The sequence below is a fragment of the uncultured Cellulomonas sp. genome, from assembly GCF_963527515.1.
Classification (GTDB): Bacteria; Actinomycetota; Actinomycetes; order Actinomycetales; family Cellulomonadaceae; genus Cellulomonas.
Genome location: NZ_CAURTV010000002.1, coordinates 1 through 13,317 on the forward strand (window position 1 = coordinate 1; position 13,317 = coordinate 13,317).

16 protein-coding genes are annotated in these 13,317 nt (G+C 73.7%); 7 read left to right on the forward strand and 9 right to left on the reverse strand.

Going from position 1 to position 13,317, the window contains the following annotated elements; all coding sequences use genetic code 11:
• Nucleotides 1–213: 213 nt before the first annotated feature.
• On the forward strand, nt 214–1,275 hold the full coding sequence (locus RYN42_RS00750; protein WP_315092888.1) for a pectinesterase family protein: 1,062 nt from the start codon (nt 214–216) through the stop codon (nt 1,273–1,275).
• A 44-nt stretch (nt 1,276–1,319) separates the two neighbouring features.
• Here the strand turns inward: RYN42_RS00750 and RYN42_RS00755 are convergent, their stop codons facing one another.
• The 5 genes from RYN42_RS00755 to RYN42_RS00775 all read right to left on the reverse strand — a co-directional run bounded on the left by RYN42_RS00755 (nt 1,320) and on the right by RYN42_RS00775 (nt 4,914).
• Nucleotides 1,320–1,871, reverse strand: a complete 552-nt coding sequence (locus RYN42_RS00755) for a GNAT family N-acetyltransferase (RefSeq protein WP_315092890.1) — start codon at nt 1,869–1,871, stop codon at nt 1,320–1,322.
• Nucleotides 1,865–2,410: a GNAT family protein gene (locus RYN42_RS00760; RefSeq protein ID WP_315092891.1), complete on the reverse strand. Its 546-nt coding sequence runs from the start codon at nt 2,408–2,410 to the stop codon at nt 1,865–1,867. Before RYN42_RS00760 ends, RYN42_RS00755 begins: the two co-directional genes overlap by 7 nt.
• On the reverse strand, nt 2,403–3,137 hold the full coding sequence (locus tag RYN42_RS00765) for a class I SAM-dependent methyltransferase (RefSeq protein WP_315092892.1): 735 nt from the start codon (nt 3,135–3,137) through the stop codon (nt 2,403–2,405). The genes RYN42_RS00760 and RYN42_RS00765 overlap by 8 nt, the downstream gene beginning before the upstream one ends.
• A 38-nt stretch (nt 3,138–3,175) precedes the next feature.
• Nucleotides 3,176–4,441 carry a sigma-70 family RNA polymerase sigma factor gene (locus tag RYN42_RS00770; RefSeq protein ID WP_315093104.1) on the reverse strand — a complete coding sequence of 422 codons (1,266 nt, stop codon included), beginning with the start codon at nt 4,439–4,441 and terminating at the stop codon, nt 3,176–3,178.
• Between the two features lie 62 nt (nt 4,442–4,503).
• A complete protein-coding gene (locus RYN42_RS00775) occupies nt 4,504–4,914 on the reverse strand; it encodes a YciI family protein (protein ID WP_315093105.1) in 411 nt (136 codons plus the stop codon).
• A 107-nt stretch (nt 4,915–5,021) separates the two neighbouring features.
• Between RYN42_RS00775 and RYN42_RS00780 the strand changes: the two genes are divergently transcribed.
• On the forward strand, nt 5,022–5,960 hold the full coding sequence (locus RYN42_RS00780; RefSeq protein ID WP_315092893.1) for a GNAT family N-acetyltransferase: 939 nt from the start codon (nt 5,022–5,024) through the stop codon (nt 5,958–5,960).
• Here RYN42_RS00780 and RYN42_RS00785 read toward each other — a convergent pair whose 3' ends face one another.
• Nucleotides 5,961–6,629 (reverse strand): pyridoxal 5'-phosphate synthase, encoded by a 669-nt coding sequence (locus RYN42_RS00785; RefSeq protein ID WP_315092895.1) that lies wholly within the window; start codon nt 6,627–6,629, stop codon nt 5,961–5,963.
• A 70-nt stretch (nt 6,630–6,699) separates the two neighbouring features.
• Between RYN42_RS00785 and RYN42_RS00790 the strand changes: the two genes are divergently transcribed.
• The 5 genes from RYN42_RS00790 to RYN42_RS00810 all read left to right on the forward strand — a co-directional run bounded on the left by RYN42_RS00790 (nt 6,700) and on the right by RYN42_RS00810 (nt 11,067).
• Complete coding sequence (locus RYN42_RS00790) at nt 6,700–7,245, forward strand: PadR family transcriptional regulator (protein WP_315092896.1); 546 nt, start codon at nt 6,700–6,702, stop codon at nt 7,243–7,245.
• Between the two features lie 69 nt (nt 7,246–7,314).
• The gene (locus RYN42_RS00795) at nt 7,315–8,139 is read left to right on the forward strand and encodes a CPBP family intramembrane glutamic endopeptidase (protein ID WP_315092898.1); all 825 of its coding nucleotides are present in this window, start codon (nt 7,315–7,317) and stop codon (nt 8,137–8,139) included.
• A complete protein-coding gene (locus tag RYN42_RS00800) occupies nt 8,136–8,477 on the forward strand; it encodes a hypothetical protein (protein ID WP_315092899.1) in 342 nt (113 codons plus the stop codon). Before RYN42_RS00795 ends, RYN42_RS00800 begins: the two co-directional genes overlap by 4 nt.
• 28 nt (nt 8,478–8,505) lie before the next feature.
• The gene (locus tag RYN42_RS00805) at nt 8,506–9,327 is read left to right on the forward strand and encodes a class I SAM-dependent methyltransferase (protein ID WP_315092901.1); all 822 of its coding nucleotides are present in this window, start codon (nt 8,506–8,508) and stop codon (nt 9,325–9,327) included.
• A 90-nt stretch (nt 9,328–9,417) separates the two neighbouring features.
• Nucleotides 9,418–11,067, forward strand: a complete 1,650-nt coding sequence (locus tag RYN42_RS00810) for a cellulose binding domain-containing protein (protein ID WP_315092903.1) — start codon at nt 9,418–9,420, stop codon at nt 11,065–11,067.
• On the opposite strand, the gene RYN42_RS00815 is transcribed toward RYN42_RS00810, so the two are convergent.
• The 3 genes from RYN42_RS00815 to RYN42_RS00825 are packed head-to-tail and all read right to left on the reverse strand — an operon-like array spanning nt 11,068 to nt 13,226.
• Nucleotides 11,068–11,430: a VOC family protein gene (locus tag RYN42_RS00815; RefSeq protein WP_315092905.1), complete on the reverse strand. Its 363-nt coding sequence runs from the start codon at nt 11,428–11,430 to the stop codon at nt 11,068–11,070.
• 36 nt (nt 11,431–11,466) lie between these two features.
• Nucleotides 11,467–12,675, reverse strand: a complete 1,209-nt coding sequence (locus RYN42_RS00820; RefSeq protein WP_315092907.1) for a hypothetical protein — start codon at nt 12,673–12,675, stop codon at nt 11,467–11,469.
• On the reverse strand, nt 12,672–13,226 hold the full coding sequence (locus tag RYN42_RS00825) for a sigma-70 family RNA polymerase sigma factor (RefSeq protein WP_315092908.1): 555 nt from the start codon (nt 13,224–13,226) through the stop codon (nt 12,672–12,674). The genes RYN42_RS00820 and RYN42_RS00825 overlap by 4 nt, the downstream gene beginning before the upstream one ends.
• Between the last annotated feature and the right edge of the window lie 91 nt (nt 13,227–13,317).

Genomic DNA, 13,317 nt, shown 5'->3' on the forward strand with positions numbered 1-13,317 from the left:
GGGGTGTGGGCGGGGGTGGTGGGGGGGGGGCCCGGGGGGGGGCCCCCCCCCCCACCATCCTGCGGCCGGCTTTTATCGTTAACCGGCGTGGGGGGGGGGGGGGGGGGGCCCCCCCCCCCGGGCGCCCCCCCCCACCAGCGGGGTCTTGACGTGCTGCGCGCGGCTCCCCTAGCGTCGTCCCGCCGCCGGGCAAGCGCTTTCTCAGGGGTAGAGATGCACGTACGACGACGTACCGGTCTGATCCTCGCCACCGTCACGGCCCTGACCCTCACGCTCGCCGCGAGCGCGTCGGCACACGAGCGGCCCGACGCCACCGTCTCGCTGGACGGCCGTGCCGACTTCACCAGCATCCAGGCCGCCGTCGATGCCGCCCCGACAGGCGCCACCGAACCCTGGGTCATCGCGGTACGGCCCGGGCAGTACCGCGAGCTGGTCAAGGTCCCCGCCACCAAACCGTTCCTCACGCTCCTCGGCACCGGCCGGCACGCCCAGGACGTCGTCATCGCGTACGACAACGCGAACGGCACGCCCAAGCCCGACGGCTCCGGCCCCTACGGCACGTCCGGCAGCGCGAGCGTGACGCTCGACGGCGCCGACTTCACCGCCCGGAACCTGACCTTCGCCAACCTCTTCGACGAGGTCGCGCACCCGGAGATCACCAACCGGCAGGCCGTCGCCGTGCTCACCCGCGCCGACCGGCTCGTGTTCGACCGCGTCCGGTTCCTCGGCAACCAGGACACGCTGTACCTGAACAGCTCGGCGGCCGGCGTCGTCGCCCGCGCGTACCTGCGCGACTGCTACGTCGAGGGCGACGTCGACTTCATCTTCGGCCGCGCCACCGCCGTGTTCGACGGCGGCCAGGTCCACTCGCTGACCCGCGGCTCGGCGACGAACAACGGCTACGTGACCGCGCCGAGCACGATGATCGACAACCCCTACGGCTTCCTGTTCACGCGGGTGCGCTTCACCAGCGACGCCCCGGCCGGCACCGTGTTCCTGGGCCGGCCGTGGCACCCGAGCAACGACCCGGACGCGATCGGCCAGGTCCTCGTCCGCGACTCCTGGATCGGCGCGCACGTCGGCCCCGTCGCGTGGAGCGACTTCTCCGGCGGCTGGTCCTGGCGGGACGCGCGGTTCGCCGAGCACCACAACCGCGGACCCGGCGCCCTGGTGACCGACGACCGCCCGCAGCTCGACCGGGCGGCGGCCGCCGAGCTCACGGTCCGCACGTACCTCTCCGGGGCGGACGGCTGGTCCCCGCGCGGATCGGAGTGAGCCGGCTGTCGTCGCGCTGGACGGGACGGACCGGGGGTGGACCGCTAGGGCACGGGCGCGTCGAGCGCTATCCAGTACCGGCGCTTCGGCTCCCCCGACACCGGGTGCGTGACGACGTCCTCCAGCACCCCGCCGGCGGTCTCGATCACGCGGACCGACGCGTGGTTGTCGTCGGAGCAGGTCACGAGGACGCGGTCGAGCCCGACCTCCCGCGCGATGCGCAGCGCCTCGCGCATCATCACCCCGGCGTAGCCGCGTCGGCGGTGCTCGGGAAGGACGACGTACCCGATGTGCCCGCCGACCAGCGCGAGCTCCTCGTTCAGCCGGTGCCGGACCGACAGCCGACCGACGAGCGTCGGGCCGACGAAAGCACCCACGAACGTCTCGGGGACCCACGGAGGGACGGACCCGCCCATCCTGAGTCGTTCGGTCCGGTCGAGCCACGCCGCCCAGGACTCCGTCCCGTCGAGCCCGAGGCAGAACTCGACGCCGTCGGCGGCCAGCCGGCCGTGCGCAGCACGGGCCTGGACCTCGTCGGCGGCGGTGAGGGCTCGGACGTGCGGGGTCGCGCTCCGGGTGGCGACGACGGTCAGCACCCGGCCCCGATCCGTGAGTAGACCAGGGCGTCCGTCCGACGCGTGCCGACCTCGCGGAAGCTGCGCAGGAGGCCCTCGCGCTCGAACCCGCACCGCTCCAGGGTGCGCTGGGACGCGGTGTTCTCGGGGTCGACCCAGGCCTCGACCCGCGCGAACCCGGCCGGGCCGAGCGCCCAGTCGGTGGCCAGGGAGACTGCCCGCGCCGCGAGGCCCTGTCTCCGCTCGCCCGGCACCACCCAGTACCCGATCCCCGCGACGCCCGGTTGCGGCCGCACCTGGACGATCACCAGACCGGCGGCCTCGTCCGTGCGGGCGCTGGTGATCGCCAGCGACACGCCCTGCCCGCTCGTCAGCCGCTCGTGCTGGCGGCTGATGAAGGCCAGCCCCTCCTCCAGCGTGTACTCGGCTGGGACGGTCGTGCCGCCGAGGATGTCCGGGGATGCCGATGCCTGCTCCACGCAGTGCACGTCCCGGTCGTCCCAGGGGCGCAGCTGGACCGTGCCGTCGTCCAGCGGGTCCGGGTAGGTGAGGTCACTCATGCCGGTACACCGACACGTGCGAGCGCGAGTCGGCGGTGAACTCCGCGCCCGACCAGTCGGCGTGCCGGCTCTCCAGGTGGAACCCGGCCAGCTGCGCCATGAGGTCCAGCTCGGACGGCCAGATGTACCTGTGCGGCGTGCGGCCCAGCTCGGCCTGGCGCCCCTCGTCGAAACGGAAATGGTGCGAGACCACCCGCTGGTGCAGGACGTCGTACGTGTCGAGGCCGATGTAGCCAGGCTCGTTCAGCCAGACGGTGGCCTCCACGCCCGGGGGCAGCTTGCGCAGCTCGGGGACCCAGAGCTCGACGACGAAGCAGCCGCCCGGAGCGAGGTGCCGGGCGGCGTTGCGGAAGCAGGCGACCTGCTCCTCCTGGGTGAGCAGGTTGGCGATCGTGTTGAACACCAGGTAGACGAGCGTGAACTCGCCCGGCGCGGTGACCCTGGACATGTCGCCGAGGACCACCGGGATCGTCGACTCGTCGGCCTTGGTGCGCAGCTGTTCGACCATGTGCGGGGACAGCTCGATGCCGACCACGGGCACACCGCGCTGGGCCAGCGGGACGGCCACGCGGCCGGTGCCGATCGCGAGCTCGAGCGCGCGGCCGCCGTCCGCGAGCGCGACAAGGCGGTCCACGGTCGGCCCGAGCACCTCGGGAGCGAACATGCCGGTGCCGGGAGTGTCGTAGCGGCGGGCGGTCTCGGCGTCCCAGAGCAGGGAGGGGTCCATCCCGCCGACGATGGCAGCGGACCGCCGGGCCGTCCACGTCATTCCAGCGCGGCGACCTTGCGCTCCAGCAGTTCACGCTCGCGGTCGTTGCCGCACCTCCGGGCTGCCTCCTCCAGCTCCTTGCGGGCGTCGTCGGGACGGCCGAGCCGCGTGAGCAGCTCGCCGCGCACAGCCGGCAGCAGGTGCGAGCCGGCGAGGCTGCCCGCGGCGACCAGCCCGTCGACGATCCGCAGTGCCGCCGCGGGGCCCTGGGCCATGGAGACGGCGACCGCCCGGTTCAGCTCGACCACCGGCGAGGGCGCCAGCCGGCCGAGCGCCTCGTACAGCAGCACGATCCGGTCCCAGTCCGTCTCCTCGACCGACGGCGCGACCGCGTGACACTCGGCGATCGCGGCCTGCACCCCGTACGCGCCGAGCCCCCGACCCACCCGACCCGCCGTTGCCAGGGCGGCCCGGCCGCGCCGGATCGCCGCACGGTCCCAGCGCCGACGGTCCTGCGCCTCGAGCAGGACCGGCTCGCCGTCGTCGCGCACCCGGGCGGGGAAGCGTGCGGCGGTGAGCTCCAGGAGCGCGAGCAGCCCGTGCACCTCGGCCTCGTCGGGGACCAGCTGCGCCAGGACGCGCACCTGCCGGACCGCCTCGTGGGCGAGGTCCGTGCGGATCCAGTCCGCGCCGGAGCTGGCCGACGACCCCTCCGTGAACACCAGGTAGAGCACGTTGAGCACCGCGCCCAGACGCTGGCGGCGCTCCTCGGGCGGCGGCACCTCGAAGGGCACCTGGGCCGCCGCGAGCGTCTTCTTGGCGCGCGTGATCCGCGCCTGCACCGTGGCCGTGGGCACCAGGAGCGCGCGAGCGATCTCGTCGCTGGTCAGGCCGCCGACCACCCGCAGGGTCAGGCAGAGCTGCGCCTCGCGCGACAGGACCGGGTGGCAGGCGACGAACATCAGGGCGAGGACGTCGTCGTCGAGCCGGTCCGGGTCCCACAGCACGTCGTCGCCGGTCCCCTCGTCGAGGTCCCGCGCGAGGACGGCGTACCGGTCGTCGAGCGCGGCGCGACGTCGGTACGCGTCGACCGCGCGACGACGCCCCACGGTGAGGAGCCACGCGGCGGGGCTGCTCGGCACGCCGTCGCGCGGCCACGACACCAGAGCCGCCGCGAGCGCCTCCTGCGCCAGGTCCTCCGCGAGCGCGAAGTCGCCGGTGTAGCGGGCGAGGGTCGAGACGATGCGCGCGGACTCGATCCGCCACACCGCCTCGACCGCGTCGCGCGTGCTGCCGGGAAGCGTGCGGCCGGGACGGGTCAGAGCTGGCCCGTCTTCTCGCGCCACGCCCGCACTCGTCTCCCCGCGGCTACCGCTCCCACGGGTCAGAGCTGGCCCGTCTTCTCGCGCCACGCCCGCTCCTTCTGGATCCACGGGTTGTCCTGCGGGAACTCGTCGATGCTGGACACCCGGCGGATCTCGGTCTTCTGGCCGGGGCCGGTCATCGGCGCGCGCTTGGCCCACTCGACGGCCTCCTCCTTGGACGCGACATCCAGGATCCAGAAGCCACCGAACAGCTCTTTGGTCTCGCCGTAGGGGCCGTCGCTGACGACCGGCGGGTCCGAGGAGAAGTCGATGACGACGCCGTCGGCCGCGTCGTCCAGGCCCTCGGCGGCCAGCAGGACGCCCGCCTGGATCATCTCGTCGTTGAACCGACCCATCGCCTCCATGATCTCGTCGAAGTCGACGTCCTGGAACGCGGCGTAGGCCTGCTCGTCCGCGCGCATGATCAGCATGTACTTCACGGTGTCTCCTCCGGTCCGGGGGTCTCGTTCGGACCCTCTCATCGACCAGTCGAACGGGGGAAGGCGCAGATCGACATCGCCTCTCCTACGATGCGGCGATGGATCGCGCCGGCCTCGTCGACCACGTCCGCTCGCATGCCGACGGGGTCCTCAGCTCGCTGGGCCCGGACGGACAGCCCCAGGCTGCGTACCTGGCGATCGGCGCGACGGACCGCGGCGAGCTCGTCCTCGACGCGCGCGTGTCGTCGCGCACGGTGGCCAACCTCCGCCGGGACCCGCGTGTCGCTGTGGTCGTCGGGGGTGCGGACGGGACCACTCTGCAGGTCGAGGGGATCGCGGACCTGCCCGAGGGTGTCGAGCTGGAGCGGTGCGCGGCCGCGTACCTCGACGCGTTCCCGCAGTTCGCCGCGTCGTTGTCCGACGACGGCATCGTGGTGATCCGGGTCCGCCCGAGCTGGGCCCGCTACGGCGACTACCGGCCGGGCGGCTCGTCGTCGGTCGACGTGGACCTGCAGGTCGTGGTCCGTCGGATCCGTGCCGACGAGTGGGAGCTCGCCCGTGACCTGCGCCTCGACGCGCTCCGCGACGAGGCCGCCGGGATCGCGTTCCTGGAGTCGTACGAGCACGCCGCGGCCCAGCCCGACGAGTTCTACCGCAGCCGCGCGGCGGCCTCGGCCGACGGGGACGACGTCGCGCAGCTGGTCGCGGTCGAGGGCCGCACGTGGGTGGGTTCGGCGACGGTGCTGGTGGAGCGGGCGGGGTCACGCGACTACCAAGGCCGCCCCGTCGAGCGGAGCCGCGCGGTCGTCGTCGGCGTGTACGTGCGTCCCGAGGACCGCGGAGCCGGGGCGATCGACCGGCTGCTCGAGGCGGCGGCGCGGTGGTCCCGCGACCAGGGTTTCGACGAGCTCGCCCTCGGGGTCCACGTGGACAACGCGCGGGCGCAGGCCTCCTACCGACGAGCCGGGTTCGTGCCGTCCGGCGTCGAGTTCACCGGCTCGATCGGACCCGAGATCGAGATGGTCCGGGCGCTCTGATCAGGGCTGCCGGCGGCTGACCGTCCAGGCGTCGGCGGTGTCCAGGCCACCGTCGCCGACCCGGGTGAACACCAGCCGGTCGTGCAGGCGGTTGCGCCGACCCGCCCACAGCTCCACCTCGTCGCACTCGATCCGCCAGCCGCCCCAGGCGTCGGGGACCGGGACGTCGTCGGGCGAGCCGGTGTCCGGGTAGAGGGCCGCGTACCGCATGAACCCCGCCACGAGCGCGGCCCGGTCGGCGACGGGCTCGGACTGGTCCGACGCCCACGCGCTGATCCGCGAACCCCACGGCCGGGCGACGAAGTACGCGGTGATCTCCTCGCGGCCGACGGCGACGGCCCGACCGCGGAACCGGACCGCCCGGAACATCGCCGGCCAGGTGAGCGCAGCAGCCAGGCCGCCGGTCGCACCGATCTCGCGGCTCTTCGTCGAGCCGAGGTCGGTGACGAACCCGGGACCGCGCTCGTCCAGGAACCGCATGAGGACCGTGCGGACGTTGGGCCGGCCGTCGGCGTCGACCGTCGCGACCGCCAGCGCCGTCGGCTCCGCCACGTCCCCGCGCTCGGCCTGCCGCGCCTGCGCGTCCTCCACCCACCGACGGACCTGCGCGAGGGGCGTCGACGCGAGGTCGCTCTCGCTGAGGCCGTCGCCGGAGTACTCGCTGCGCACGACGCGACAGTACGCCGTTGCGGCGATACAGGACTTGTCATATAGACGACGCGTCCTCTATGGTCACGGCATGTCGCTCAAGCATGCCGTCCTCGGGTTCCTGTCGATCGCCCCGATGAGCGGCTACGACCTGCGCAAGCACATGGAGGAGTCGGTGGCCCACTTCTGGCCGGCCGACCAGGCGCAGATCTACCGCACGCTGGGCCACCTGGCGTCGGAGGGCCTGGTGTCCGTGACGACGATCCCGCAGGAGGGCAGGCCGGACCGCCGCGAGCACGCCATCACCGACGCCGGGCTGACGGAGCTCGACGACTGGCTCGCCTCCCCAGTCGAGTACGTGCCGTCGCGCGAGGTCTTCCTGGTGCGGCTGTTCTTCGTCGGCAGGCTCGGGGTCGACCGCGTGCGGTCGGTCCTGCGGGAGCGTGCCGACGAGGCGCGCGAGCTGGCCGCCGTCCTCGAGCAGACCCGGGACGCCAGCGAGCAGGCCGTCGCGGCGGCCGGGATCACGCTGACCCTGGAGATGCGGCTGCGCCTCGCCACCCTGGCCAACGGTCTGGCGCACGCGCGCGCCGAGCTCGACTGGACCCAGGACCTGCTCGCCGAGCTCACCGACTGACCCGTCCCGCCCGCCACCGACCGCCACCCCGGCGGCCGGGCGATGCCCCACGCCCGAAGGAGCCGTGCCATGACCACCACCGCTGTCCGCACCCGCCGTCCTGCCACCCGGAAGGCCGTCCTCGTCTACGCCGCCGGTGTGCTGATCCTGGCCGCGCTCGGGGGTCTGGTCATGGCCTCGTCCGACGACCCGAGCACCAGCGCCGGCGCCCTGCTCTTCGTCCTGAGCCCGACGCTCCTCGCGGTCGGCCTGCGCACGATCGGCCGGGAGGGCTGGGCCGACGCCGGCCTGCGCCTCGGCCGCGAGCGCGGCTGGTACCTCCTCGCGCTGCTGCTCTTCCCGGTCCTGTTCACCGTCCCGCTCGCGCTCGGAGCGCTCACTGGTGACGTGCACCTGGCACCCGGCGCCGGGCCGCGCTTCGCCGTACTGTTCGCGACCGGGTTCGTGGCCCGCCTCGCCTTCGCCGCCTTCGAGGAGCTCGGCTGGCGCGGCTACCTCGAACCGCGGCTCGCCGCGCTGGGCGTCCCGGCCCTGCGGCGGCACCTCGCGGTCGGCGCCCTGTGGGCGGTCTGGCACGTGCCGTACATCGTCGCGCTCGGCGACGAGTACACCGACCTCCCGCTGGCCGCGCAGCTCCCGCTGTTCTCCGTGGCGGTCCTCGCGATGGCCGTGATCTGGGGCGTGGCGCGCGACCGCACCGGCAGCGTGTGGCCCGCGGTGCTCGGGCACGGCATCGCGAACGCGGTCGCGTTCCCCCTGCTGGCCGCCGACGTGGTGGTCATCGACAACCCCCTCGTGCACGCGGCCCGGCCGGAGGGGTTGGTCGTCCTGGCGCTCCTGGTGCTCACGGCCGTCGTCGTGCACCGGCGCTGGGGCGGTACCGTCCCGGCATGACCGAGCAGGCAGTGACGCGACGAGTCCCGTGGGCGACCGTGCTCGGCTGGACCGCGCTCGTGCTCGCGGTCGCGGGGGCGGTCGGCCTCGGCCTCGCGATCGCGTCCTACGTCGAAGGTGTCAGGGACCCGCAGTCCTTCGGCGTGCTCGGCGCCGTCGTCTATCTCATGTACGCCCTGGTCCCGTCCGTGCTCGCACTGCCGGTCGGGATCCTGCAGGCCAGGCGCGGCTGGGCCCCGCGGTGGCGGACCCGCAGCACCGTCGTCCTGGCGGCGCTCGCGCCGGTCGCGATGGTGGCCCTCCTGCTGGTCGTTGCGATCGGCAATGTCTTCGCCTGACGCAGGTCCGCGCCCCTAGGTTGTCGCGATGGAGCAGACGCCGATCCACCACCACTACGAGACCGCGTTCGACGAGGACCAGCGCCTGCGCCAGGGCCTCGGACGGCTCGAGCTCGCACGCGTCCAGGAGATCGTGCGGCGGCACCTGCACCCGGCGTCGCGCGTGGTCGACGTCGGCGGGGCCACGGGGGTGCATGCCGAGTGGCTGCTGGACGACGGGCACACCGTGCACCTGGTCGACCTGCTACCCGGGCACGTCGCGCGGGCCACGGAGAACCTCGGGTGGCACGACCGGTTCTCCGCGTCCGTCGGCGACGCCCGCGCGCTCGACCGGCCCGACGCGTCGGCGGACGCCGTCCTGCTCCTCGGCCCGCTCTACCACCTGACCGACCGCGCGGACCGGCTGGCCGCGTGGCGGGAGGCGGCCCGCGTCGTCGTCCCCGGCGGGGTGGTGGTCGCGATGGCGATCTCGCGGTTCGCGTCCTTGTTCGACGGGCTCGCGCAGGCCTACCTGTTCGACCCCGCGTTCCGCGCGATCGTGACACAGGACATCGCCACCGGCGTGCACGAGAACCCCACCGGCGACCCCCGCTGGTTCACTACCGCCTACTTCCACCGACCGGAGGAGCTGCCCGCGGAGGCGTCGGAGGCAGGGCTGGAGGTCCGGGAGACGGTGGGGGTCGAAGGGCTGGCGCACTGGGTCAAGCCGTTGGCCTCGGCCCTCGACGACGCGGACCGCCGGGAGGTCGTGCTGGAGTCCGCGCGGGTGATCGAGGCGGAACCGAGCCTGCTCGGTCTCAGCTCCCACCTGGTCACGGTCGCCACCCGGCTATCGAAAGTGCACCCCTGAGCGAGCCGAAAAGGTTAGGCGCATCGACGCGCCTCTCCCTGCGCCGGACGGTGGGCGGGTCAGCTGCCTGCCCCACGGAGGGATGATCCGGTGCCTCGCTCGACGTTCCGCCCCATCGTCGTCGCCCTGGCGGTGGCCGCGCGCGCGGCCACCGCCGTCGTCACCGACATCCCGAGAACCAGCACGCCCGCCGCGGCGGCGTTCCAGGCCGCGGTCGAGAACGAGGGCGCGGACTGTCCCGTCGCGAGCCTGCCCGACGCGGGCGCCCTGCCCACCAATGCCACGCTGCCCGACCCGTTCAGGAAGCTCAACGGGACCCGCATCACGACGAAGGCCGACTGGCGCTGCCAGCGCGAAGAGACCAGGCGCCTGGCGGAGAAGTTCGTCTACGGCGAGAAGCCCGGCAAGCCGGCCGGCGTCACCGGCACGGTCTCCCGCACGAGCATCACCGTGAACACGTCCCACCAGGGCAGGAGCTCCACCTTCTCCGCGAGCGTCCAGCTGCCCAGCGGCACCGGACCCTTCCCCGTCATCGTCGTGCTCGGCGGGTTCGGGGCGGACACCGCCGCGATCCGGGCGGCCGGGGCCGCCACGATCAGCTACGACCCGTACGCGGTCGGCCGGGAGGGCACCGCCCGGAACAACAAGCAGGGGGCGTTCTACACCCTCTACGGCGCCACCAGCAGCACCGGACTCCTGATGTCCTGGGCCTGGGGTGTCAGTCGGATCATCGACGTCATCGAGCAGTCGGACGGCAGCATCCTGCGGGCCGACGCCACCGGGGTCACCGGGTGCTCGCGCTTCGGCAAGGGGGCGTTCGTGGTCGGCGCCTTCGACCAGCGCATCGCCCTGACCATGCCGATCGAGTCGGGCAGCGCCGGGGTGCCGATCTTCCGCGGCATCCCGGGCGAGGGCGCCCAGAGCCTGAGCAGCGCGTACGGCGAGCAGCCGTGGCTGGGCGATGGCTTCGGCACGTTCACCGGGAGCCCGAACCGGCTGCCGGTGGACACCCACCAGGTCGTGGGGCTGGTGGCGCCGCGCGGGCTGTTCATCATGGACAACCCGCACATCGCCAACCTGGGCCCCCGCTCCGCCAGCGTCGCGGCGCTGGGCGGCGCAGAGGTCTACAAGGCGCTCGGTGCCGGCGGGAACCTCACGTACTGGTCCGACGTCACGGACGGGACGCACTGCGCCAACCGGGCCGAGTGGCGCACGCCGCTGCAGCAGCACATCCAGAAGTTCCTGCTCGGCACCGGCAGCTCCGCCGGCACCCTCCGGATCTCGAGCCGGGCGCAGGGCCGCCTGGCGGACTGGGCCGACTGGCAGACGCCGGTCCTGGGTGACGGACCCACGCCGACACCGACGCCCACCTCCAGCGACACGCCGACCCCGACGCCCACCCCGACCCCGACCCCGACCCCGACACCGACCTCCACCCACCCGCCCGTCGGCGGCTGCACGGCGACCGCATCGGTCAACCAGTGGCCCGGCGGGTTCGTCACCACCATCCGGGTCACCGCCGGCTCGTCGGCGATCACCCGGTGGAACGTCGGCCTGACGCTGCCGCCCGGCGCCACCATCACCCACTCCTGGAGCGCCGACCGCAGCGCCAGCACGGGCGTCGTCCAGCTGACAAACGTCGCCTACAACGGCTCACTCGGCGCCGCGCAGTCGACCGAGCTCGGCTTCCAGGCCACGGGCACCGCGGGCAGCATGACGCCGACCTGCAGCGTCGGCTGACTACTCCGGGGCGGCCGCCCACACGCCCAGCTCGTTGCCCGCCGGGTCGTGGAAGTGGAAGCGGCGGCCGCCCGGGAAGTCGTAGGGGCCGTTGACGACGGTCCCTCCGGCGGCGATCACGGACTTCACGGTGGCGTCCAGGTCCTCGGAGAACAGCTGCACGAAGGGTCCGCCGGTGCCGGGCACGCCCTCTGCGTCGAGCCCACCCACCTCACCGTCACCGGAGGCGGAGCGGATGCCGGCGTAGCCGGGGCCGTAGGTGTTGAACTCCCAGCCGAACGCGCGGGAGTAGAAGTCGATCGCCGTCGGCAGGTCCGGTGCCGCGATCTCGACGTAGTCCAGGGTGTGGTGGGTCGGGTTCATGCGCACGACGCTAGGACCTGCCACCGACACGACCGGCTACCGCAGGGTGATCGGGAACGGACCTCCCACAGCGGTGCGAGGCGACGGGGTGCCGGAGCCGTCGTCGGCGAGGAGCACGTCGTACACGTACACGTCGTACGTCCCCGGCTCCGCCCACCCCGTCTCGCTGGTCCGGCTGCACTGCACGAACCACTGGAACACCTCGGCCCCGAACGACTCGCCGCCGCCGACGTCGAACGTGGCACCCGAGTCGAACCGGCCGAGCAGCGCGTCCTCCGCCTGGGTCACGACGAGGCCCTGCTCGTCGACGAGCACCGCGTGCAGCGACTGCGGCACCCGTCCCTGGAGCCGGTCGGAGCCGGTCGCCGTGAGCGTGACGGGCGCGTGCAGGCCGCCGTCCCGGGCGCCCTCCAGCGCGGCAGGGTCGACCGTGACGGTGAAGTCGGGGTCGACGGCCGGCACCGGCTGGCCGCACACCGGCAGCCGGTCGAGGAAGTCCACCGCCGGGCGCGTGCCGTCCCCGCCGAAGGTGACGGGCGCGAGCTCGACGGTCTCCGGGCCGCCCTCGTCGTGCGCGTACACCCGGTACGTACCGGCCAGCGGACGTCCGGTGCGGCAGTCGACGGCGTCGAACAGACCGTAGACCGACGTCCTGCCGCTCATGTCGGTGGCCCCCGCGGGCGGGATCTGCCGTGACGGGTCGGACCAGAAGACGACGGTCCCGTCCTCGTCGACGAGCATGGTCGTCAGCCGGGCCAGCCCGTCACCCGCGGGCTCGCCAGGCACGTCCGCCGTCGTCCAGACGTCCAGGCGCATCGTGCTCCCCGCGCGATCGGGCGCGTAGGCCGCGGTCGCGCGGTCGAGGGTGCCGACGGTGACGCCCCCCTGCACCTCGATCACGGGGTCGTCCACCAGGTCGAGGGCGAAGGCCGCACCGCACGGGGCCCCGCCCGCCGCCCACCCGGCCACCGCGCCCAGCGGCTCGACGGTCGGGCTGGGGCTCGGGGCCACGGTGGCCGTGGCGAAGGGAACCTCCGCGGGCACGGTGACCGGACGGCCGCCCGGCAGGGTCAGCGACGCCACGACGGCACCCACCACCGCCACGCCACCGACGGAGCGGACGACGACGCCCTGGGTGCGCCGCCGCTGGATGCGGGCCTGCACGCCCCCGACCTCCACGGGCCGCAGCGCGCCCTGTGCCTGCGCCGCGATGTCGTCCAGCGCGCGTCCGAAGTCCATGCTCATCTCGCATCTCCGTGGGTCATCAGGATGGTGGCCGACGCGTCGGCGTCCGGTGCGTCGAGCGGACCCAGGAGGTTCTCCAGGCGCCCGACGGCCACGCTGAGGTAGCGCTTCACGGTGCCGACCGCCAGGCCGAGGCGGTCGGCGATCTCCGGGACGGTGAGGTCGTCGTAGTAGCGCAGGACCACGCAGGCGCGCTGCTGCGGTGACAGCTGCCGCAGTGCCGCCTGCACGTCGCTGCGGGCACCGACCGCGTCCGCGGGGCCGTCCTGGCGCTCGCCGCGGACGACCAGGTGCCGCACCCGCTCCCACTGCCGGCGTCGGCGGTAGGTGTCGATCCACGTCGAGAGGATCGCCGTCCGCACGTACCCCTCTGCCGAGCCGATCTCCACGTGCCGGCCCCGGACGAACGTCTTGACCAGCGCGTCCTGCACCAGGTCCTCGGCGTCCCGCAGGTTGCCGGTGAGCAGGTACGCGTACGCCCCGAGCGCTGCGCCGCGGTCGCGGGCCATGACGGCCATGACCTCGTCGCTGCGCTGCCGTCGCTCGTCCATGTGGTCCTCTCGGCGGTGGTGGGCACCACCTTCCACCCCCAAGGACGGACATCTGCGCCGGAACGTTGTGGGCCGTGTCCTGCGAACCGAC

Coding starts and splice junctions, on each gene's coding strand:
- RYN42_RS00805 (WP_315092901.1), top strand. CDS start 8,506: ATGGAGCAGACGCCGATCCACCACCACTACGAGACCGCGTTCGACGAG.
- RYN42_RS00825 (WP_315092908.1), bottom strand. CDS start 13,226: ATGGACGAGCGACGGCAGCGCAGCGACGAGGTCATGGCCGTCATGGCC.
- RYN42_RS00775 (WP_315093105.1), bottom strand. CDS start 4,914: ATGCTGATCATGCGCGCGGACGAGCAGGCCTACGCCGCGTTCCAGGAC.
- RYN42_RS00800 (WP_315092899.1), top strand. CDS start 8,136: ATGACCGAGCAGGCAGTGACGCGACGAGTCCCGTGGGCGACCGTGCTC.
- RYN42_RS00820 (WP_315092907.1), bottom strand. CDS start 12,675: ATGAGCATGGACTTCGGACGCGCGCTGGACGACATCGCGGCGCAGGCA.
- RYN42_RS00765 (WP_315092892.1), bottom strand. CDS start 3,137: ATGGACCCCTCCCTGCTCTGGGACGCCGAGACCGCCCGCCGCTACGAC.
- RYN42_RS00790 (WP_315092896.1), top strand. CDS start 6,700: ATGTCGCTCAAGCATGCCGTCCTCGGGTTCCTGTCGATCGCCCCGATG.
- RYN42_RS00795 (WP_315092898.1), top strand. CDS start 7,315: ATGACCACCACCGCTGTCCGCACCCGCCGTCCTGCCACCCGGAAGGCC.
- RYN42_RS00750 (WP_315092888.1), top strand. CDS start 214: ATGCACGTACGACGACGTACCGGTCTGATCCTCGCCACCGTCACGGCC.
- RYN42_RS00815 (WP_315092905.1), bottom strand. CDS start 11,430: ATGAACCCGACCCACCACACCCTGGACTACGTCGAGATCGCGGCACCG.
- RYN42_RS00780 (WP_315092893.1), top strand. CDS start 5,022: ATGGATCGCGCCGGCCTCGTCGACCACGTCCGCTCGCATGCCGACGGG.
- RYN42_RS00760 (WP_315092891.1), bottom strand. CDS start 2,410: ATGAGTGACCTCACCTACCCGGACCCGCTGGACGACGGCACGGTCCAG.